Annotated in this window: 17 protein-coding genes and 1 pseudogene; 1 reads left to right on the forward strand and 17 read right to left on the reverse strand. The window is 66.0% G+C overall.

What is annotated here, in order from left to right:
* Positions 1–36: 36 nt before the first annotated feature.
* From IN820_RS05350 to IN820_RS05425, 16 genes and pseudogenes are all read right to left on the reverse strand, one after another.
* Complete coding sequence (locus IN820_RS05350; RefSeq protein ID WP_235989076.1) at positions 37–1,710, reverse strand: ABC transporter substrate-binding protein; 1,674 nt, start codon at positions 1,708–1,710, stop codon at positions 37–39.
* 195 nt (positions 1,711–1,905) lie between these two features.
* Positions 1,906–2,718, reverse strand: coding sequence for an IclR family transcriptional regulator (locus IN820_RS05355; protein WP_193679979.1), 813 nt, complete (start codon positions 2,716–2,718; stop codon positions 1,906–1,908).
* 286 nt (positions 2,719–3,004) lie between these two features.
* Complete coding sequence (locus tag IN820_RS05360) at positions 3,005–3,220, reverse strand: TOBE domain-containing protein (protein WP_042921314.1); 216 nt, start codon at positions 3,218–3,220, stop codon at positions 3,005–3,007.
* A 106-nt stretch (positions 3,221–3,326) separates the two neighbouring features.
* Positions 3,327–4,127 (reverse strand): aliphatic sulfonates ABC transporter ATP-binding protein, encoded by an 801-nt coding sequence (ssuB, locus tag IN820_RS05365; RefSeq protein WP_193679980.1) that lies wholly within the window; start codon positions 4,125–4,127, stop codon positions 3,327–3,329.
* Positions 4,124–4,918 carry an aliphatic sulfonate ABC transporter permease SsuC gene (gene ssuC, locus IN820_RS05370; protein WP_042921319.1) on the reverse strand — a complete coding sequence of 265 codons (795 nt, stop codon included), beginning with the start codon at positions 4,916–4,918 and terminating at the stop codon, positions 4,124–4,126. The genes ssuB and ssuC overlap by 4 nt, the downstream gene beginning before the upstream one ends.
* A gap of 383 nt (positions 4,919–5,301) precedes the next feature.
* A complete protein-coding gene (ssuD, locus tag IN820_RS05375) occupies positions 5,302–6,450 on the reverse strand; it encodes an FMNH2-dependent alkanesulfonate monooxygenase (protein WP_193679981.1) in 1,149 nt (382 codons plus the stop codon).
* Positions 6,451–6,484: 34 nt separating this feature from the next.
* Complete coding sequence (locus IN820_RS05380) at positions 6,485–7,468, reverse strand: sulfonate ABC transporter substrate-binding protein (protein ID WP_193679982.1); 984 nt, start codon at positions 7,466–7,468, stop codon at positions 6,485–6,487.
* Positions 7,469–7,645: 177 nt separating this feature from the next.
* A pseudogene (gene ssuE, locus IN820_RS05385) lies at positions 7,646–8,238 on the reverse strand (NADPH-dependent FMN reductase).
* Positions 8,239–8,259: 21 nt separating this feature from the next.
* Positions 8,260–8,898: a peroxiredoxin gene (locus IN820_RS05390; protein ID WP_193679983.1), complete on the reverse strand. Its 639-nt coding sequence runs from the start codon at positions 8,896–8,898 to the stop codon at positions 8,260–8,262.
* A 188-nt stretch (positions 8,899–9,086) separates the two neighbouring features.
* Positions 9,087–10,340, reverse strand: coding sequence for an MFS transporter (locus tag IN820_RS05395; protein ID WP_193679984.1), 1,254 nt, complete (start codon positions 10,338–10,340; stop codon positions 9,087–9,089).
* A 224-nt stretch (positions 10,341–10,564) separates the two neighbouring features.
* Positions 10,565–12,196: a GMC family oxidoreductase gene (locus tag IN820_RS05400; RefSeq protein WP_193679985.1), complete on the reverse strand. Its 1,632-nt coding sequence runs from the start codon at positions 12,194–12,196 to the stop codon at positions 10,565–10,567.
* Between the two features lies 1 nt (position 12,197).
* Entirely contained in the window at positions 12,198–13,031 is an 834-nt protein-coding gene (locus IN820_RS05405; RefSeq protein ID WP_193679986.1) for an ABC transporter ATP-binding protein, read from the reverse strand.
* The gene (locus IN820_RS05410) at positions 13,019–13,822 is read right to left on the reverse strand and encodes an ABC transporter permease (protein ID WP_193679987.1); all 804 of its coding nucleotides are present in this window, start codon (positions 13,820–13,822) and stop codon (positions 13,019–13,021) included. Before IN820_RS05410 ends, IN820_RS05405 begins: the two co-directional genes overlap by 13 nt.
* A gap of 152 nt (positions 13,823–13,974) precedes the next feature.
* Positions 13,975–14,961 carry an ABC transporter substrate-binding protein gene (locus IN820_RS05415; RefSeq protein WP_193679988.1) on the reverse strand — a complete coding sequence of 329 codons (987 nt, stop codon included), beginning with the start codon at positions 14,959–14,961 and terminating at the stop codon, positions 13,975–13,977.
* Positions 14,962–15,100: 139 nt separating this feature from the next.
* Positions 15,101–16,474, reverse strand: coding sequence for an aspartate aminotransferase family protein (locus IN820_RS05420; protein WP_193679989.1), 1,374 nt, complete (start codon positions 16,472–16,474; stop codon positions 15,101–15,103).
* A 31-nt stretch (positions 16,475–16,505) separates the two neighbouring features.
* Entirely contained in the window at positions 16,506–17,996 is a 1,491-nt protein-coding gene (locus tag IN820_RS05425) for an aldehyde dehydrogenase (RefSeq protein ID WP_193679990.1), read from the reverse strand.
* A gap of 547 nt (positions 17,997–18,543) precedes the next feature.
* Between IN820_RS05425 and IN820_RS05430 the strand changes: the two genes are divergently transcribed.
* Positions 18,544–19,461 carry a LysR family transcriptional regulator gene (locus IN820_RS05430; RefSeq protein ID WP_193680017.1) on the forward strand — a complete coding sequence of 306 codons (918 nt, stop codon included), beginning with the start codon at positions 18,544–18,546 and terminating at the stop codon, positions 19,459–19,461.
* A 96-nt stretch (positions 19,462–19,557) separates the two neighbouring features.
* On the opposite strand, the gene argE is transcribed toward IN820_RS05430, so the two are convergent.
* On the reverse strand, positions 19,558–20,715 hold the full coding sequence (argE, locus tag IN820_RS05435) for an acetylornithine deacetylase (RefSeq protein WP_193679991.1): 1,158 nt from the start codon (positions 20,713–20,715) through the stop codon (positions 19,558–19,560).
* Positions 20,716–20,768: the final 53 nt, after the last annotated feature.

The raw sequence follows: 20,768 nt of genomic DNA on the forward strand, positions 1-20,768 counted from the left end.
GTGCCGCAGCGCGGACTGGACGTCGCCTGGCGGCGATCAGTCCAGGGTCATGGTGGCGATGTCGATGAACCAGCTCCTGGGCTGCACCACATTGCCGATCTTCGCCGAGAGCGCACGCGGCCCGACGTCATGGGCAACGAACAGGAACGGCGCCTCGTCGACGATGTTCGCGTGCAGTTCACCCAGGGCTTCGTTGCGCGCCTGCTCGTCGAAGGTGGTGCGGGCCTTCTCGACCAGGGCGTCGGTCTTCTCGTCGATGTAATACCCCCAGTTGTTGGAAACCGGCGGCAGCGCCTTGCTGCTGACGAAGCGGATCATGGCGAAGAATGGGTCCATGACCGCGGCGCTGACATTGGTGGCGTCGGCACCGTGGGCGGCCGGGTCCTTGGCACCCAGACGCCAGCTGGAGTACAGCGTGTTCCATTCCAGCACGTCGAATTCGACATCGAAGTAGCAGTCCCTGAGGTTCTGCTGGATGTACTCGTTCATCGGCAGCGGCTGCATCTGGCCGGAACCCGAGGCCGAGGTCTGCACCTTCACCTTCGCCGGTTTGGACGCCGAATAGCCGGCGGCCTGCATCAGCTTCTGGCCGGCGGCGACGTCATAGCGAACCTGGAAACTCGGGTTGCCGCGCCAGGGGTCGCCCGGTTCGACGACGCCGGTGGCCGGTTCCATCTGGCCGCTGAGCAGCGCCTTCAACTCCTCCCGGTTGACGCAGAGATTGGCGGCCTGGCGTACCTGCTTGTCATGGAAAGGCGACTCGGGCAACAGCGAGAATTGCCAGGGCCACAGGTGTGGCTGGAGATTGGAATAAAGCTTGTAGCCGCGCGCCTTGATCGCATCGATCGAATCCGGCGCGGGCGCCTCGATCCAGTCGACCTGGCCGGACATCAGTGCGGCAGTGCGGGCGCTGGCCTCGGGAAGCGGCAGCAGTACGACGCGGTCGATCTGCGGCCGACGCTTGGCGTCCCAATAATCGGTGTTGGCCACGATCTCCAGGCGTTCGCGGGGTACGAACCTGGCCTGTTTGAACGGCCCGGTGCCGGACGAGTCGGCGGCGAAGGCCGCCCAGGCCTGCTGGCTGCGTGCGGCCGGGTCGGCGACCGAGGCCGGCAGTGCGTCTGCCTTGGCCTGCCAGTGGCTCGGCGAGGCCATGAACAGGTTGGTCAGGTTGTAGGGCAGGAAGGAGTCCGGCTCGGAGGTGGTGAGCTCGACGGTGAGTTCATCGACCTTGCGCGCCGAGCGTAGCGTCGGCATGCGCGAGGCGGTGACACCGATCTGCGAAGGGTCGTATTGCGGCGCATCCTTGTTCAGCACCTTGTCCACGTTCCACACCACCGCGTCGGCGTTGAACGGCGAGCCGTCATGGAAGGTCACGTCGGGACGCAGCTTGAAGATCCACTTGGTCTGGTCTGCCGGGTCGACCGACCAGGACTCGGCCAGCCCCGGGATCAGCACGCTCGCCTTGTCGCCGGAGCTCAGGTCCCATTGGGTCAGCGAATCGTACAGGGTGATGCCGGTGAAGCGGTTACCTTCGTAGCCTTGGTCCGGCTGGCCCAGGGTGCGGGGGATGTCGCCGGCCGTCATGCCGATGCGAAGGACCTTTTCCGCGGCCTCGGCAGCGGTGGTGCAACCAATCGCCAGGGATAGTGCCAGTGCGAATCGGGAAAGCGCGGTCGCCGGGGTTTGTTTCGGCAGCTTCATGCTCATCGGAAGACCTCATCAAAAGGGAACCTAACCGACATCTGCCGAAGCAACCTATATGCCAATCGATTTCGAGTTATCGATTATCGATCCAAAAACGAGCGAATTCGGCCCTTCCGAGCCGAATCGACGCGGACCGCCCCGCCGTACCCAAGGGGTGATCGCGAGTGGCGCTTCGTCAGGCCCCGCCCATGCCCCTCATCAGTGCGCGAGCGACTCGGAAATGCCCCGGGCACACTCGATTACCAATGGAGCGAGGCGCGAGGTCACCTCCTCCATGTTCCAGCGGCTGGTCGGCGGCGCCAGGTGCACGGCGCCGACTGCCTCGCCGTAGCGATCGATGATCGGCGCCGCGATGCCCATGTCGCCCAGGAACAGCTCCTCGCAATTGAGCGCATAACCCACCTGCCGGCAGGTGCGAATGGTCTGCAGAATGTCGTCCACGTCCGTGAGCGTCGCCGGGGTTCGTGCCTCGCGGATCGACGCCTCGAGCAGTTCGCGGGCCTGCTGGTCCGTGTGGCGACTGAGATAGGCGCGCCCCGAACTGGTGCAATACATGGGAATCCGCATGCCGACCGGCGTCAGTACCGGGATGGACTGGGTCGTCATGATCTGCGACATGTAGACCATGTATTGATCCACCGGCTCGGTCAGGCTGGCGGTTTCCCCGCTGGTTCTGGCCAGTTGGGCGAGATACGGATGAGCCAGGCGTACCAGGGGGTGGGATGCCAGGTAGTTGAAGCCGAGTTCGATCACCTTCGGCAGCAGGCGCAAGCGCCGGCTGTACGGGTCGCGGCCGATGTAGCCCAGCACCGTCAGGGTGTGCACGGCACGCTGCGCGGACGCCTTGCTCATGTCGGCGATGCGCGCGATGTCCGCCAGGGTCAGGGTTCGATGCGCGGGATCGAACGCCCGCAGCACGGCAAGCCCCTTTTCCAGGGATTGATTGAACAGGGGGTCGGTCGCCTCGGGGCGTTCCTTGCCGATTGTGCCGGTCGTTCCGGATGTTGCCATAGCGACTGCTCGATAAAAGCTCGGTAAGCGTGACACGCATGTTACCGACAAACGCGTCGAGAAACGCCCCGACCTCAAGACAGCATGTCGCCAGGATGCGTCTGCGGCCTCACTGCTAGTGCATGAATAGAATCACGTCGCCGAACGCCTGTGCAGCAGCCACCGCTGAAACGACAAGGCGGTCGCCCGCTCGCCGAAGCAGGCATGCGCGTCATGGCTCGCATCCACCGGCAGGTACCGCGGGTCTCAGCTGCGAGCGGCGGTGCGAACCCATCGGACAAAAATGCTACAGCTTGGCGATCGAGACCTCGGTGGATTTGACGAAGGCGATCACTTCGCTGCCGACACCGAGTTCCAGCTCTTTCACCGAGCGCGTGGTGATCACCGACGTGACGATGCCGGCAGCGGTCTGCACGTCGATTTCCGACAGCACGTCGCCGAGGATGATGGCCTCGATGGTGCCCTTGAACTGGTTGCGTACGTTGATGGCCTTGATGGTCATGGTATTTCTCCTGGGGTCGCAATTAGCTGCAAGCCTCGAGCTGCAAGCTCCAAGTAGAAGCGCGCTGCTCTTGCTTGAAGCTTGTGGCTTGCCGCTTGCCGCTGCTCTAAAGCGCCCAGCGCAATTGCGTGGGCAAGGGGGATACGGGATCGGGTTGTTCCGGCAATGCCGGGCGCTGCAGGACGCGGTCGAGCACTTCGGCTTCCAGCGCGGCCAGGCGCGCCGAGCCGCGGTGCCGCGGGCGCGCCAGGTCGACCGGCAGGTCGAGGCCGATGCGGCCGTCCTCGATGAGGATCACCCGGTCGGCCACGGCCACCGCCTCGGCCACATCATGGGTCACCAGCAGCACGGTGAAGCCGTGCTGCTGCCAGAGCCGCTCGATCAGTTGCTGCATCTCGATGCGGGTCAGCGCATCCAGGGCGCCGAGCGGTTCGTCGAGCAGCAGCAGGCGCGGCTGGTGGATCAGCGCGCGGGCCAGGGCCACGCGCTGCTTCTGCCCACCGGACAGCGCCGCCGGCCATTCGCCGGCGCGATCGGCCAGGCCGACCGCGGCCAGTGCCTCGCGCGCCCTGGGCCGCCAGTCGCCGGAAAGCCCCAGGCCGACGTTGTCGATCACCCGCTTCCAGGGCAGCAGACGGGCGTCCTGGAACATCAGCCGGGTATCGTCATGGGCGGCGGACAGCGGACCGTTGCCGGCCAGCAACGCGCCCCGGCTCGGCTGGTCGAGGCCGGCCAGCAGGCGCAGCAGGGTGCTCTTGCCGCAGCCACTGCGGCCGACCACGGCGACGAACTGGCCGGCCGGGATGTTCAGGTCGATGCCCCGGAGTACTTCGCGCTCGCCGAAGGCCTTGGCGATGCCTTCGATCGCCAGCGGGATGCCCTGGCGAATGCTGTGCAGCGCGGTCATTGCGCACCTCCCCTGGCCTGGTAGGCCGGATGCCAGCGCAACCAGACGCGCTCCAGCCCACGGGCGGCGACGTCGGCCAGCTTGCCGAGCACGGCGTACAGCAGGATCGCCAGCACCACCACGTCGGTCTGCAGGAATTCGCGGGCGTTCATCGCCAGGTAGCCGATGCCGGCGCTGGCGGAAATGGTTTCGGCGACGATCAGCGTCAGCCACATGAAGCCGAGGGCGAAACGCACGCCGACGAGGATCGACGGCAACGCGCCGGGCAGGATCACCTGGCGGAACAGCGCGAAGCCGGACAATCCGTAGCTGCGCGCCATTTCCACCAGCGCCGGGTCGACGTTGCGGATGCCGTGGTAGGTGTTCAGGTAGATCGGGAACAGCGTGCCGAGGGCGACCAGGAAGATCTTCGCGCTCTCGTCGATGCCGAACCAGAGGATCACCAGCGGGATCAGCGCCAGGTGCGGCACGTTGCGGATCATCTGTACCGAGCTGTCGAGGAAGCGTTCGCCCCATTTCGACAGGCCGGTGATGAAGCCCAGCAGCAGGCCGAGGCCGCCGCCGATGGCGAAGCCGACGCCGGCGCGCCAGCCGCTGATGGCCAGGTGCGTCCAGATCTCGCCGCTGGCCAGCAATTCCCAGCCGGCCGAGAGCACGGCGCTGGGTGCCGGCAGAATGCGCGTGGACAGCAGCCCGAAGACCACCGCCCCCTGCCAGGCCACCAGCAGCGCGACGGGCAGTGCCCAGGGCGCCAGGCGCAAGGCGAGTTGTCGTGTGGATATGAAGCTCATTTGCCCTCCGGTTGGATTGTCATGCATGAGTGCCTTTCCGTAGGGTGGGCAACGGCGAAGCCTTGCCCACGCGTCTGCCGGATATGAACGCGGATTATCCTTTTGCCCCACCGCTAGGCGCCCGCTTGCGGGCGAYCGGCCGCAACGCCGATGATCGCCGGCAAGCCGGCTCCTACGCATGCGCCTTTCTCGGGGCTGCACCCTGTTTGCTGCCCGACAGCGCTGCATCGAAGACGCGCAGGCTGGCTCCTACAGGACACTTGTCGTCCTCAACTGCTCGCAGTGCGCAGGGTGGAAAACACGCAGCACTTCCCACGCAGGCGCGCCAGACCCGGCTCCGCACCCGCGTGGATGGCTTCGGCCATCCACCCTACGGTTTGCGCTCAACTCGCCGACGCCGCCTTGGGCAGGATGTCGCTGGAGATCATTTCACCGAACGGGCTGACATAACCGCGGCTTTCCGGGCGTTGCGGCTGGGCGACGTCCAGGTGCGGGAACAGCAGTTCGGCGACGCGGTAGCTCTCTTCCAGGTGCGGATAGCCGGAGAAGACGAAGGTATCGATGCCGAGATCGGCGTATTCCCTGACCCGCGCGGCCACGGTCGGACCGTCGCCGACCAGGGCGGTACCCGCGCCGCCACGCACCAGGCCGACCCCGGCCCAGAGATTGGGGCTGACTTCGAGGTTGTCCTTCTTGCCGCCGTGCAGTGCAGCCATGCGTTGCTGGCCGACCGAATCGAAGCGCGCCAGGGAGGCCTGGGCGCGGTCGATGGTGTCCTGGTCGAGGTGGCTGATCAGGCGCTCGGCGGCGGCCCAGGCTTCTTCGTCGGTCTCGCGCACGATCACGTGCAGGCGAATGCCAAAACGCACCGTGCGTCCGAGCCTGGCGGCCTTCTCGCGTACCTCGGCGATCTTCTCGGCCACCGCGGCCGGCGGCTCGCCCCAGGTCAGGTACAGCTCGACCTGCTCGGCAGCCAGGTCCTGCGCCGCTTCGGACGAGCCGCCGAAGTACAGCGGCGGACGTGGCTGCTGGATCGGCGGATAGAGCAGCTTGGCGCCCTTGACCTGGATGTGCTTGCCATCGTAGTCGACGGTCTCGCCCTCCAGCACCCGGCGCCAGATGCGGGTGAACTCCACCGACGCCTCATAGCGCTCGGCATGCGACAGGTGCAGGCCATCGCCGGCCAGCTCGTCCGGGTCGCCGCCGGTGACCAGATTGAACAGCGCGCGGCCGCCCGACAGCCGGTCCAGGGTCGCCGCCTGGCGCGCGGCCACGGTCGGCGAGATGATCCCCGGCCGCAGGGCGACGAGGAATTTGAGATTCTGCGTCACCGGAATCAGCGACGCCGCCACCAGCCAGGAGTCCTCGCAGGAGCGCCCGGTGGGGATCAGCACGCCGCCATAGCCGAGGCGATCGGCGGCCTGGGCGACTTGGGTGAGGTAACCGTGGTCGACGGCTCGGGCGCCTTTGGCGGTGCCCAGATACTTGCCGTCCCCGTGGGTGGGCAGGAACCAGTAGATGTTCAGGCTCATAGGTGTTGCTCCATGAAAAGGATGGATGCGTGGTTTATTCCGGGTATTGCGCGATGCTCTTCGGCGCCGTCCAGATCACATCCTGGATGACGAGTTTTTTCGGGATCAGCTTGAGGTCGGCGAAGGTGTCGGCGATGTCCTGCTGCGCGCGCACCACGGCCGGGCCGATCGACTGAGCGCCATAGCCCTGGCGGATGACCGCCTTGCGGGTGATCGCGCTGGACAGGCCGAGCAGCGGCGCCACCTGGGCGGTCGCCTCTTCCACGTTGCCTTCGACCCAGTGGCCGATGTCGCGGATCTCGCCGATCAGCGTGGTGATGACCGCGGGGTTGCGTTCGGCGAACGGCCGCGCGGCGAGATAGAACTGGTGGTTGCTGACCAGGCCCTGGCCATCGCGCAGCGTGCGTGCCTGCAACTGTTCCTCGGCGGCGGCCTGGAAGGGGTCCCAGATCACCCAGGCGTCGACGCTGCCGCGCTCGAACGCGGCGCGCGCATCGGCCGGCGGCAGGTAGACCGGCTGGATGTCGGCGTACTTCAGCCCGGCCGACTCCAGCGCGCGCACCAACAGGTAGTGCACGTTGGAACCCTTGTTGAGGGCGATCTTCTTGCCCTCGAGCTCGCTCAGCGAGTGGATCGGCGAATCCTTCGGCACCAGGATCGCCTCGCCGCTCGGCGCCGGCGGCTCGTGGGCCACGTAGAGCAGGTCGGCGCCGGCGGCCTGGGCGAACACCGGCGGGGTTTCGCCGGTCACGCCGAAATCGATCGAGCCGACGTTGAGGCCTTCGAGCAATTGCGGGCCGCCGGGGAATTCGGTCCACTGCACGGCGACGCCCTGGTCGGCCAGGCGCTTCTCCAGCGTGCCGCGTGCCTTGAGCAGCACCAGGGTGCCGTATTTCTGGTAGCCGATGCGCAGGACGTTCTCCTGCTTCGATTGGGCCTGAGCCTGGGTGATGGCGCCGAAGGAAATGGCCGCGCCTAGCAGGGCGACCAGTCCTCGACGCAAGGTGTTGGTGCGCATGGCACTCTCCTTGACAGTCTGAAATTGGATTTACGACCTGCTTGCCCGTTGGCGGGCGAGTAAGGCTTTTTAGCGGCAAGCTTCGTAGGGCGGGTGAAACCCGCGCGGCAACTACAAGCTGGCTCCGCAATGGCGGGTTGCACCCGCCCTACATACTTGAGGCTTGCAGTTGCTTTTCTAGATACTCCACTGCGCGTTGTTCAGGCGGTCCGTCAGGAGGCCCGGATCGAGCGGGCCTGGCCGCCGGGCCAGCGCCGCATGCAGTTGCTGCAGCGACTCTTCGAGGCGTTCCTGCAGCTCGGGCGCCAGGCTGGCCGGGTGCTGCGCCTCGGCATAGCGGATCTGCGCGTCGACGGCGTACACGCCGTGCAGCATTTCCTCGGCCTTGAGCGCGGCGAGCACCGGCTTGAGCGCGTAATCCACGGCCAGCATGTGCGCGACACTGCCGCCGGAGGCGATCGGCAGCACCACCTTGTGCGCCAATGCGCGTTCCGGCAGCAGATCCAGCAGCGCCTTCAGAACGCCGGAAAACGAAGCCTTGTAGACGGGCGTGGCGATCAGCAGGCCGTCGGCCAACGTGACGTGCTCGATCAGCTGCCGCACGCGCGGGCTGTCGAAGCGGGCATGCAACAGGTCCTGCGCATCGAAATCGCGCACGCCGTAGCTCACCACCTCGATACCGCGCCGGCGCAGCCAGTCGCCGGCGACATCAGCAGCACGCCGGAGCGCGAGCGCTGGCTGGGGCTGCCGGCGAGGGAAACGACCAACATGAAAGGCGTCCTTCTACTCGATCAACGATTGGGTTGCGGGGTCAGGCGCAGGTACGGCTTGACCGCACGGTAACCCTTGGGGAAGCGCTGGCTGATCTCGTCCTCGTCCTTGAGCGAGGGCACGATCACCACCTCGCCGCCGTCCTGCCAGTTGGCCGGGGTGGCGACCTTGTGCTCGTCGGTCAGCTGCAGCGAGTCGATCACCCGCAGGATCTCGTGGAAATTGCGCCCGGTGCTGGCCGGGTAGGTGATGGTCAGGCGCACCTTCTTGTTCGGGTCGATGACGAACAGCGAACGCACGGTCAGGGTGTCGCTGGCATTGGGGTGGATCAGGTCGTACAGCTCGGAGACCTTGCGGTCGGCATCGGCGATGATCGGGAAGTTGACGATGGTGTTCTGCGTCTCGTTGATGTCGTCGATCCACTTGACGTGCGATTCGACCGGGTCCACCGAGAGCGCGATGGCCTTGACGTTGCGTTTGCCGAACTCGTCCTTCAGCTTGGCGGTGAAGCCCAGCTCGGTGGTGCACACCGGGGTGAAGTCGGCCGGATGGGAGAACAGCACGCCCCAGCCGTCGCCGAGCCATTCGTGGAAACGAATGCGGCCTGCGCTGGAATCCTGTTCGAAATCGGGGGCGATGTCGCCGAGGCGGATACTCATGTGTGCGGCTCCTTGGGGTTGTCCGAGGCGCCACTATGCGGGCAAAATTTTGAGATTAAAAAGAATAGATAACGATTTCTTTATCTCTTAAAAGAATAATAGATCGCGCACCGGAAAGGCGCCATCGAGGGGCGACGGCCCAACAGGCGGCTTGGGAAAACCGCCGTTGGACGGCCGCCGATCAGGCCTCAGTCCAACCGGCGCGCCTTGTCCGGCGCCGCATCCTCGAAGCGGTCGACCTGGCGCAGGCTCTTGAAGCCGAGCATCCAGCCGGCCGTCACCGAGAGGGTGCAGAAGCATCCCAGCAGGGCCGCCGGTACCGCGCCGAACCAGGCGGCGCTGGTGCCGGCGCGGAACTCGCCGAGCTCGTTGGACGAGCCGATGAACAGCATGTTCACCGCGTTGACCCGGCCGCGCATGGTGTCCGGGGTGGAGAACTGGATCAGCGAGGAGCGGATGTACATGCTCACCATGTCTGCGCCGCCGGCCACCAGCAGCGCGGCGAAGGACAGCCAGAACAGGCTGGACAGGGCGAACACCAGGTTGGCCAGGCCGAACAGCGCCACGGCACCGAACATCACCAGCCCCACATGGCGGTTGAACGGCCGCAGGCTGAGATACAGCCCCACCGTTACCTCGCCGATGGCCATGGCGCTGCGCAGCAGGCCGAGACCGGTGGGGCCGACTTCCAGCACCTCCTGGGCGTAGATCGGCAACAGCGCCACCACGCCACCGAGCAGCACGGCGAACAGGTCGAGGGAAATGGTGCCGAGGATGATTGGCCGCGAGCGGATGAAGCCGATGCCGGCGGTGAAGCGCGCCCAGGCGCTGGTCTCGAGCACCTGGCGCTTTTCCGCATAACGCACCGGGACGAATGTCAGCAGCAGCGTGCCGACCAGAAAGCCGACCAGACACGCGCCATAGGTCAGGCCGCCACCGCCCAGGGCATAGAGACCGCCGCCGAACACCGGGCCGGCGATGGTGGCGCCACGCATGATCATGCTGTTGGCGGCGATCGCCGGGGCCAGGCGCTCGCGCGGCACGATCTGCGGCAACAGGCTGGACAGCGCCGGCCCGGTGAACGCCCGCGCGCAGCCATAGAGCACCAGCACCGCGTAGTACCAGGTCACCGCCGCCCCGCTCAGCGACAGCCAGAGCAGCGCGGCGGCGCACAGCGCCTCCACCAGCCAGCTCAGCGCCAGGATCAGCTTGCGGTCGTAGCGGTCGATCAGGTCGCCCGCCGGCAGCAACAACAGCAGCATGGGAATGAACTGCGCCAGGCCGACATAGGCCAGGGCCAGCGGATCACGGGTGATGTCGTAGACCTGCCAGGCCACCACCACGGCCTGGATCTGCATGGCGAAGACCGCCAGCAGGCGTGCGAAGAGAAAGGAAGCGAAACCGGGAAGGCGATAAACGGAAGCAGGAGCGGCAGCGGACACGGTGCGGGCCTCGAGGCACGACCGGCCAGTTCCGGTCGAGGTGGGCCGGCAAATCTACGGTAAAGCGCCGGCACAGGGCAAACGGCAACCGGCCGCACACCGGAAGAATCCGGAATAGCTGTGCATCCCGGTCGGGCCTCAGCGGCCTGCCGGCCCACCACGGCAACAGGCGATGTAGCGCCGTCGGTGCCCGGCCGACCGGCGTGATGGCCGGGCCCTGGAATTCAGGCCACGGCCGCGTCCGGAGCGGGCGAGAGGGAGCCCGGCGCATCTTGCCTGGCAAGAAGATCCGCCGCCTTTTCGCCGATCATGATGCACGGCGCGTTGGTGTTGCCGCTGATCAGCGTCGGCATGATCGAGGCGTCGGCCACGCGCAGGTTGGCCACACCGCGCACCTTGAGATCCGGCGTGACCACCGCCGCCTCGTCCGTGCCCATCCTGCAGGTGCCCACTGGGTGGAATACGGTGGCGGCGTATTCGCGTAGATGCGCCAGCAATTCTTCGTCGCTCTGCACCTGCGGCCCCGGCAGCATTTCCTCGCCGCGGATGGCATCGAATTCCGGCTGGGCAAGGATGCTGCGCGCCAGCTTAACCCCCTCCACCAGTACCCGGGCGTCGGCCTCGTCGCTGAAGAAATTGAAGTCGATGGAAAGGCTGCGGCCCTCGCCCAGACGCACTTCGCCGATGCTTTTTGGGCGCAGCACGCAGGTGTGGATGGCGTAGCCGTGGCCCCATTCGAACAGCCGCCCGCGGTGGCTGCGGTAGCCGGGCACGAAGTGCATCTGCACGTCGGGCAGGTCGCCCGCCAGCGGCGTGCGGGCGAAGCCGCCAGCCTCGACGTAGTTGGTGGTCAGCCAGCCCATCTTGCGCGCCAGGTACTGGAGCGGCGAGGCGATGATCTTCGGCAGCGCGCCGAGGGAGAAGCCCAGCGACAGCGGGCTCTTCGAGCGCACGGTGACCAGCCCGTCGATATGGTCTTGCAGGTTCTTGCCGACGCCGAGCAGGGCGACCCTGCAGGCCACGCCAGCGGCTTCCAGCTCGGACTTGGGGCCGATGCCGGACTTGAGCAAGATGTGCGGCGAACCCAGCGCGCCGGCGCAGAGGATGGTCTCGCGGCTGCAATGCAGGGTGCGCCACTGGCCGTCCTCGCGCAGCTCCAGGCCGGTGACGCGCTCGCCGTCGAGCAGCAGGCGCTCGACTTCGCAGCCGGTGAGCACGGTGAGGTTGTCGCGCTGGCGGACCGGGGCGACGAAGGCGCGGTAGCTGGACAGGCGCCTGGCGTCCTTCTGGGTGACGTTGTAGATGCCGACGCCCTCCAGCGTGCCGCCGTTGAAGTCGTCGTTGCCCTTGAGGCCAATATGCCCGGCGGCGCGGATGTAACGCTCGGACAGCGGGTTGGGATCGCGCGGCCGGTCCACCAGCAGTTCGCCCTGGGTGCCGTGGTACTGCAACGACTGGCCCAGGCGGTTGCCTTCGGATTTCTTGAAGTACGGCAGCACATCGTTCCAGCCCCAGCCGGGGCAGCCGGCGGCCTCCCAGCGGTCATAGTCGCTGGCGTCGCCGCGGATGTAGATCATGCTGTTCATCGAACTGGAGCCGCCCAGGGCCTTGCCGCGCGGGGTGTGCAGGCGGCGCCCGGCGAGGTTCTTCTGCGGCGTGGAGAAGTAGTTCCAGCTGAACACGCGGCTCTTGTACAGGGTGATAGTGCCGGCCGGCACCTGCACACGCGGGCTGGCGTCGCCGCCACCGGCCTCGATCAGGCACACGCGCACGGAGGGGTCGGCGCTCAGCCGGTTGGCCAGCACGCAGCCGGCCGAGCCGGCACCGACGATCAGGTAGTCGAAGGTATCGTTCATCTCAGTGCACCTCTTCCATGTCATCGTGCAGCAGACCGAGGATGTGCCGCTTCATACGAATGAACTCGGGCTCCATCACCACATCGAGATTGCGCGGGCGTTCGATCGGCACGTCGAGGATTTCCTTGATGCGGCCGGGACGCGCGCCCATCACGTAGATGCGATCGGCAAGCAGGATCGCCTCGTCGATGTCGTGGGTGACGAACACCACGGTCTTCTTGCTGTTGCCCCATACCTGCAGCAGCAGTTGCTGCATCTGCAGGCGGGTCTGGCTGTCGAGGGCGCCGAAGGGTTCGTCCATCAACAGGATCTGCGGGTCGTTGGCCAGCGCGCGGGCGATGGCCACGCGCTGCATCATGCCCCCGGAAAGTTGCTTGGGATAATGCTCGGCGAATTTCGCCAGACCCACCTCATTGAGGTAGAACTCGACGATGGTGCGGATCTCGTCTTGCGGCAGGCGGCGCCGCTTGAGGCCGAACTCGATGTTCTGCCGCACGCTGAGCCAGGGGAACAGGGTGTAGCCCTGGAACACCATGCCACGGTCGGCGCCGGGGCCCTCGACCTTCCGCCCTCCGACGTAGATTTCGCCCTCGGTCGGCTCGTTGAGCCCAGCGGTGAGATAGAGCAGGCTCGACTTGCCACAGCCGGACGGGCCGACAATCACCGCGAACTGCTGGTCCGGCACCTCGAAGGACACCCGGTCCAGCGCGGTGAAGGTGTCGCCCTTGGGCGACTGATAGCGCAGGCTGACATTGTCCACCTTGAGCCGTGCGGCGACCTCGGCGTACTGGCTAAGCGCCGGCATGATGTAGGGTTTCTTGGCTACTGCGCCCATGCGGCAATCCTCAGTCGAAGCAGACGGAACAGTTGGTCGGTGATCAGCCCGAGCAGGCCTATGATGGCGATGGCGAGAAAGATCACATCCACCTGGAAGCCACGCATGGCCTTGAGGCTGATGTAACCGAGGCCGCTGCTGGCGGCGACCAGTTCGGCCACCACCAGATAGGTCCAGGCCCAACCCATGGTCACGCGCAGGGTATCGAGGATGCCGGGCAGCGAAGCCGGGCCGAGCACATGCAGCACTACATCGCGGCGGCTGGCACCGAGGGTATAGCTGGCGTTGAGCAGATCCTTGGAGACACCCTTGGAGACGTCGGCGATCATCACCAGCTGCTGGAAGAACACGCCGAAGATGATCACCGCCACGCGCTGCTCCAGGCCGATGCCAATCCACAGGATGAACAGCGGTACGAAGCTGGTCACCGGCAGGTAGCGGATGAAATTGACCAGGGGCTCGAGGAACGCCTGGACGATACGGAAGCTGCCCATCAGCAGCCCCAGCGGCACCGACACCAAGGAGGAAATAGCGAAGCCGATCAGCACCACTTCCAGGCTGGCCAGCACGTGCTTGCTCAGAGTCCCGTCGCTGGCCAGGCGCACGCCGGCGGCGATCACGCCGCCCGGCGTCGGCAGGAACATCGACGGCACCACGCCGCCGTAGGACAGGATGGCCCACAGGCCAAGCACCAGCAGCCAGCACAGGCCACTGACGCTGAGCACCAGGCGGCCCGGCAGGTCGACTTTCGGGGTCAGGCAACGCTGCACCCAGGATTTTTGCGTGGCCATGACCACCTCGTGTTGCGGATATTGAAGAGGCCCGCGGGGAAAGCTCTCGCTCTGTAGAGCCGGCTTGCTGGCGATCAATGCCTTAACGGCATCGCCAGCAAGCTGGCCCCTATGAAAAGCGGTGCAAATGAGCAGCCGACGGGTAGCGCGACTTACTGCGTGACGAACGAGGTATCTACCAGATCCTCGTAGCTCACCGCGTAGGGCTTGCCCTGCAGGCTGCTCCAGGTCTCGTTGGCCAGCTTGATGATCTCGGCGATGTCGCCGGCCTTGCCGGGCGTGCCGAGCAGCTTCTCACTCATGGCCTGGTCGTAGAACTTCACACCCTTGGCTGCTTCGGCCAGGTCCTTGGGATCGGACAGGTAGCCGCCAACGCCCTTGGCCATGATTTCGTAGGCCTTGTCCGGGTTGGTCTTGGTGAACTCGACCGCCTTGTACAGGCCAGCGACCAGCGCCTTGACGTCTTCCGGCTGCTTCTCGATGACGTCGCAGTCCAGCGCCACCACGTCGACGATCACACCGGGGGTCTCGTCGCTGTCGACCAGCACCTTGCCGCTGCCCTTCTGCTTGACCATGGTCAGGTTCGGCTCCCAGGTCACCGCCGCCGGTACGTGGCCGGCGATGAAGGCCGAAGCGGCGTCGTCGGCGGTCATGTTCTGCACTTCGATGTCGCTCATGCTCATGCCGGCTTTCTTCAGCAGGTAGCTCAGCCAGAACTGCGACACCGAACCTTCGTTGACCGCTACCGCCTTGCCCTTCAGGCCCTGCATGTTGGCGATGTCGCTGCTCACCACGATGCCGTCGCCACCGTGGGATTCGTCCAGCGCGGCCACGGCCTTGAAGCAGAAGTCCTTGGAGCGGTACTTGAGGATTTCATCTATGGTCGAGGCCGAACCGGACAGCTTGCCCGATGCCTGCGCGGCCATGTACATCGAGGCTTCCTCGATGGTAGTCAGTTGCAGATCGAGGCCGGCGTCCTTGAAGTAACCCAGGTCACGGGCCAGGTACAGGGTGCCGTAGCCAACCCAGGTGGTGTGGCCGATGGACAGAGTGCCGGCCTGGGCGGTGGCGGCCATGCCGGCAGCCAGTGCGGTGCATGCGAAGGAACGGACGATACGGTGGCGCAAGGATGATTTCATGAAACACTCCCACAGCCTGTTGGCTCGCTATTGGTTTGCGTGGGGCAGAAAGTGGCCAGAGGCCCAAGCATGTTTTGCGGGCCGGCCTCATCGGGCCGGCATCTGGTTCTTGCTCCGTTCTCTGCGGAACGGTTTGGGGTTACAGCAGGTTCAGCTCGTGGCCAGTGCGATCCACTGCGCGCCGGGTCTTCTCCACCAGTTCGTCCAGCTCGGCATGGCTGGCCACCAGCGCTGGCGCCATGATCATGCGGCCGAGGGTGGAGCGAATGATCAGGCCCTCATCGAAACCGACAGTGCGGCAGTGCCAGGCGATGTCGTTCTCGTTGGCAAAGCGCTTGCGCGTGGCCTTGTTCTCGGCAAACTGCAGCGCGGCGACCAGACCGGTGCCTTGGATATCGCCGACCAAGGGATGATCCGTGAAGGTCTCGCGCAGCAGTTTCTGCAGGTAGGGGCCGCTGTCGTTCTTCACCGTCTCGACGATCTTCTCGTCGCGCAGCGCGGTGAGGTTGGCGATGGCCACGGCAGCGGCCACCGGGTGTCCTGCGTAGGTCAGGCCATGGGCGAACACGCCGCCCTCCTGCACCAGCGCATCGGCGATGCGCCTGGACAGCACCAAGCTGCCCATGGGGATGTAGCCGGAGGTCAGACCCTTGGCGATGGTCAGGGTGTCCGGCTCGAAGCCGAAGTGCTGGTGGGCGAACCACTCGCCGGTACGGCCGAAGCCGCCGATCACTTCGTCGGCGCACAGCAGCACGTCGTACTGGCGGCAGATTCGCTGCACCTCGGCCCAGTAGCCAGCCGGCGGGAAGATCATGCCGCCAGCGCCCTGGAATGGCTCGGCGACGAAGGCGGCCACGTTCTCGGCACCCAGTTCGAGGATCTTCGCTTCCAGTTCGCGGGCGGCCTTGAGGCCGAATTCCTCTTCAGACAGATCGCCACCTTCGGCGAACCAGTACGGCTCGCCGATATGGGCGAAGTCCGGCAGCATGCCGCCCATCTCGTGCATGAAGCCCATGCCTCCGAGCGCGGTGCTGCCCAGGGTGGAGCCGTGATAGCCGTTCCAGCGGCCGATCATGATCTTCTTCTGCGGTTTGCCGACCACCTGCCAGTAGCGGCGCACGCTGCGGATCAGCACCTCGTTGGCCTCGGAACCGGAGTTGGTGTAGATGGCGTGGCTGTAGTGCTTGGGCAGCAGGCTGAACAGCAGCTCGGACAGCTCGACCACACGCGGGTGCGTGGTGTGGAAGAACAGGTTGTAGTACGGCAGCTGTTCGAGCTGGCGCGCGGCGGCGGCATTGAGATCGGCGCGGCCATAGCCCAGCGCGGTGCACCATAGGCCGGACATGCCGTCCAGGTAGCGCTTGCCGTCGCTGTCCCACAGGTTCAGGCCCTGGCCTCTGGCGATCACCAGCGCGCCCTTCTCGTTGAGCGCCTTCTGGTCGAGGAAGGCATGGATGTGGTGCGCCGCATCCAGTGCCTGGTATTCCGAAGTGGTGTGGGGCAAGGCAGTCATCGCTAGGCTCCTGGGTTATCCGGTAATCAGCTCAGCGGAGCTGGAACCATGTCGTTTTCAGTTGGGTGTACTTGTCGAACGAGTGCAGCGACAGGTCGCGGCCGAACCCCGATTGCTTGCCGCCACCGAATGGCGTGCTGACGTCCAGCGCGTCCACAGTGTTGACCGACACGGTGCCGGCCTTGAGGCGGCGGGCAACGCGGTGGGCGCGGTTGAGGTCGTCGCTCCACAGCGAGGCAGCTAGGCCGTAGACGCTGTCGTTGGCCAGTTGCACGGCCTCGTCCTCGGTGTCGAACGGCAGCACCGCCAGCACCGGGCCGAACACTTCCTCGCGAGCCAGGCGGCTGTCGGGGGCCACGCCGGTGAAAATGGTCGGCGCGATGAAATTGTCCGAGCCATTCAACATCAGTTGCTGACCACCGCAGGCCAGGCGCGCACCTTCGGCCTCGGCGCTACGGATGAATTCCATGATCCGCGCGGTCTGCCGCGCCTCGACGATGGCGCCGGCGCGGCTGGCCGGGTCGAGCGGGTCGCCGGGCAGCCAGCCGCGTGCCTTGGCCTGCAGGCGCTCGACGAATTCTCCGTGAATCGAGCGCTGCACCAGCAGGCGCGAGTTGGCCGAGCACACCTCGCCTTGGTTGAAGAAGATACCGAAGGCGGCCTTCTCGGCGGCCAGGTCGAGGTCCTGGCAGTCGGCGAACACCAGGTTGGCGCTTTTGCCGCCGCACTCCAGCCACACCTGCTTGAGGTTGGACTGCGCCGAGTAACCCATGAAGTATTTGCCCACCTCGGTGGAGCCGGTGAAGGCCAGGCAGTCGACGTCCATGTGCAGGCCGAGGGCCTTGCCCGCCTGCTCGCCCAGGCCGGGCACCACGTTCAGTACGCCATCCGGCAGTCCGGCTTCCAGCGCCAGCTCGGCCAGGCGCAGGGCGGAGAACGGCGACTGCTCGGCTGGCTTGAGCACCACCGAGTTGCCGGCGGCCAGGGCCGGGGCCAATTTCCAGGCCGCCATGTCCAGCGGGAAATTCCATGGCACCACGGCGGCGACCACGCCCAGCGCTTCGCGGGTGACGGTGGCCAGCACGCAGGGAGCGGTGGGAGCGACTTCGTCGTAGAGCTTGTCGAGGCTTTCGGCATACCAGCGGAACACGCCAGCGGCGCCAGGCACGTCGATGTTCCAGGCATCCATCACCGGCTTGCCCATGTTCAGCGAGTCGAGCAGCGCCAGCTCGTCACGGTTGGCCAGGATCAGCTCGGCCAGGCGCAGCAATACCTGCTTACGCTCGGCGGGCGTACGCAGCGACCAGACGCCGGCCTCGAACGCCTGGCGGGCGGCGCGCACGGCCTGATCGACCTCTGTCTCGCCACAGGCGGCTACCTGCCCCAGCACCTTCCCGGTGGCCGGGTCGATGGCGGCAAAGGTCGCGCCGGACCGCGCCGCCACGCGGCGACCATCGATGATGGCCTGTTCGATGAATACTTGCTGCCGGGCGCGTTGCTGCCAGTCGCTGAGTTCGTACACCACTATCCCCTTCTGCCGTTTGGCGGTTGCGCAGTGATGGTGGCGCAAGCCCGGGGATAGGAAAAATATTAAAAATGTCGCCGGAACATACGAAAAAGCTGGTCACATCTGCACCAGAAAGGTGCAGGACGCCAATTCATTGTGCACCTGCTGCCCCTGTCCATGCGGAGCCGCGCAGTGCCGGGATCCGGCGATGTCCGATGCAGCCGCTTGACGCACTCTTTCAGCGCACGGCCAGTGTGGAGAAGGACTCAACGCAAGCGCCAGCAACCCGAACAACCGTTTGCGACACCTGATGGCCATCAAAGACGATACACGCCAGCGATCGTCGGCAACCGCAGCGCCACGACCAGGAGCGGTGACCCAGGGACCGGCTGAGCGCCAAACCGGTATTCCACGCACCTTCGCCCGATCGTGTACGGCTCTTGCAAGTCCAGCGCATGCTCCTTCGGCCATGAAGTTCGTCGCTGCCGGGCACAAGGCTCGCCTGCTGCGCCACGTCAACCACCAAGCGAGCACCAAAAGAAGATTTTTCGAGGTCCTGTGCGTGGCTGCCTACACCCTGCGTCAACTCAAGTATTTCGTTACCACCGTCGAGTGCGGCAGCGTCGCCGAGGCGTCGCGCAAGCTGTACATCGCCCAGCCGTCCATCTCCACCGCGATCAAGGGGCTGGAGGAAAGCTTCGGTGTGCAATTGTTCATCCGTCACCACGCCCAGGGCGTATCGCTCACCCCGGGCGGCGGACGCTTCTACCGCAAGGCGCAGGAGCTACTGCGCATGGCCCACGAGTTCGAGCAGAACGCCCTGGCCGACAACGACGTGGTGGCAGGGCAGATCGACATCGGCTGTTTCGAGACCGTCGCCCCGCTCTACCTGCCACGGTTGATCGCCGGCTTCCGCCAGCGTTATCCCGGGGTGGAAATCCGTCTGCACGATGGTGAGCAGCACGAATTGGTACAGGGCCTGACCGCCGGCCGTTTCGACCTGGCAATAGTCTACGAACACGACCTGGACGGCACTATCGAGACCGAGCCGCTAATGCCGCCGCAACGCCCCTACGCGTTGCTGCCCGAAGGCCACCGCTTCGCCGCCCAGGCCCAGGTGTCGCTGCGCGACCTGGTGCTCGACCCGATGATCCTGCTCGACGTGCTGCCGAGCCGGAACTACTTCGTGAGCATATTCGAGGAACTGGGCCTGTCGCCGAACATCGTCTTCAGCTCGCCGTCGATCGAGATGGTGCGCGGCATGGTCGGCCAGGGTTTCGGCTTCTCCGTCCTGGTCACCCGCCCGCACTGCAACACCACCTACGACGGCAAGCAGGTGGCGTGCGTGAACATCGCCGAGGCCGTCACCGGCTCCGGCTTGGTCGCCGCCTGGCTGAAGCGCACGCAACTGACCAAGCCGGCGCAGTTGTTCGTGGATTACTGCAAGGCGGAGTTCGCCAGGCAACAGAACGCGGTATGACCTTCGACGAAGCTCGTCCGGCACGCCGGGCACCACTCCGGCCATGGCGTGCAGCCGCCGGTCCGGCCCCCGGCGGCTCGCCCCAGGCAGCCGGGTTCAGCTGTGCCGTTGCATCCACTGCCCCAGCCGCACCAGCAGCGCATCGCAGCTGTCGAGCTGTTCGAGCGTAACGAACTCGTCCGGCTTGTGACCCTGGTCCATGCTGCCGGGACCACAGATGACGGTGGCGATGCCGGCCTGGTCGAACAGACCGCCTTCGGTGCCGAAGGCGACGGTAGAGAAGTCCCGCGAGCCGCTGATAAGGGCGAGCAGTTCGGCGGCCTGGCTGGCGGGATCGGTGAGCAGGCCAGGGTAGCTGGGCAGTTCGCTGAAGCGGATGTCGCTGGCAGCGCTGACGGCACGCATGCGCGGCAGCAGTGCGCGCTCGGCGTAATCGCGCAGTTCGGCGGCGACGGTCTGCGGGTCGTCGGCCGGCAGGACGCGCATCTCGAAGTCGAAACGGCATTCGGCGGGGACGATGTTCAGCGCGCGGCCGCCCTGGATGACGCCGGTCTGCACGGTGGAGTACGGTGGGTCGAAACGGCTGTCGTGGTGTTCGACGGCGGCCAGGCGGCAGCCGATCTCGCCCAGTTTGCCGATCAGCCGCGCGGCATATTCGATGGCGTTGACACCCTGCGGCGCGTAGGCCGAGTGGCAGGCGGCGCCGTGCACCTCGCAGCGCATCGCCAGCTTGCCCTTGTGGCCGAGCACCGGGCGCATCTCGGTGGGCTCGCCGATCAGGCAGATGTCCGGCCGCTCGGGGCTGGCATGCAGCTGCTCGACCAGGCTGCGCACACCGAGGCAGCCAACCTCCTCGTCGTAGGAGATGGCGATGTGCAGTGGCAGGCGCAGCGGTTTTTCCAGAAACGCCGGCAGGCTGGCCAGCACGCAGGCGAGGAAGCCTTTCATGTCCGCCGTGCCGCGCCCATAGAGGCGGCCGTCGCGCTCGGTCATCTCGAAAGCAGGCACGCTCCACGACTGGCCGTCAACCGGCACCACGTCGCTGTGCCCGGAGAGCATCACCCCGCCTGCCCCCGCCGGGCCGAGGCGCGCGTGAAGGTTGGCCTTGCTCCGCTCGGCGTTGAACAGCAACTGGCTGTCGATGCCGAGGCCGGCGAGGTAGGCACGAGCGTAGTCGATCAACGCCAGGTTGGATTCGCGGCTTGTGGTGTCGAAGGCGATCAGGTCGGCGAGGATGGCGCTACTGCTGGGCATGGGCATTTACCGGGTCGTACGCGGTGGGCGACAACCGTCGCGCACCGTGAATC

It is taken from the genome of Pseudomonas lopnurensis (assembly GCF_015070855.1).
In the GTDB taxonomy this organism is placed as follows: Bacteria; Pseudomonadota; Gammaproteobacteria; order Pseudomonadales; family Pseudomonadaceae; genus Stutzerimonas; species Stutzerimonas lopnurensis.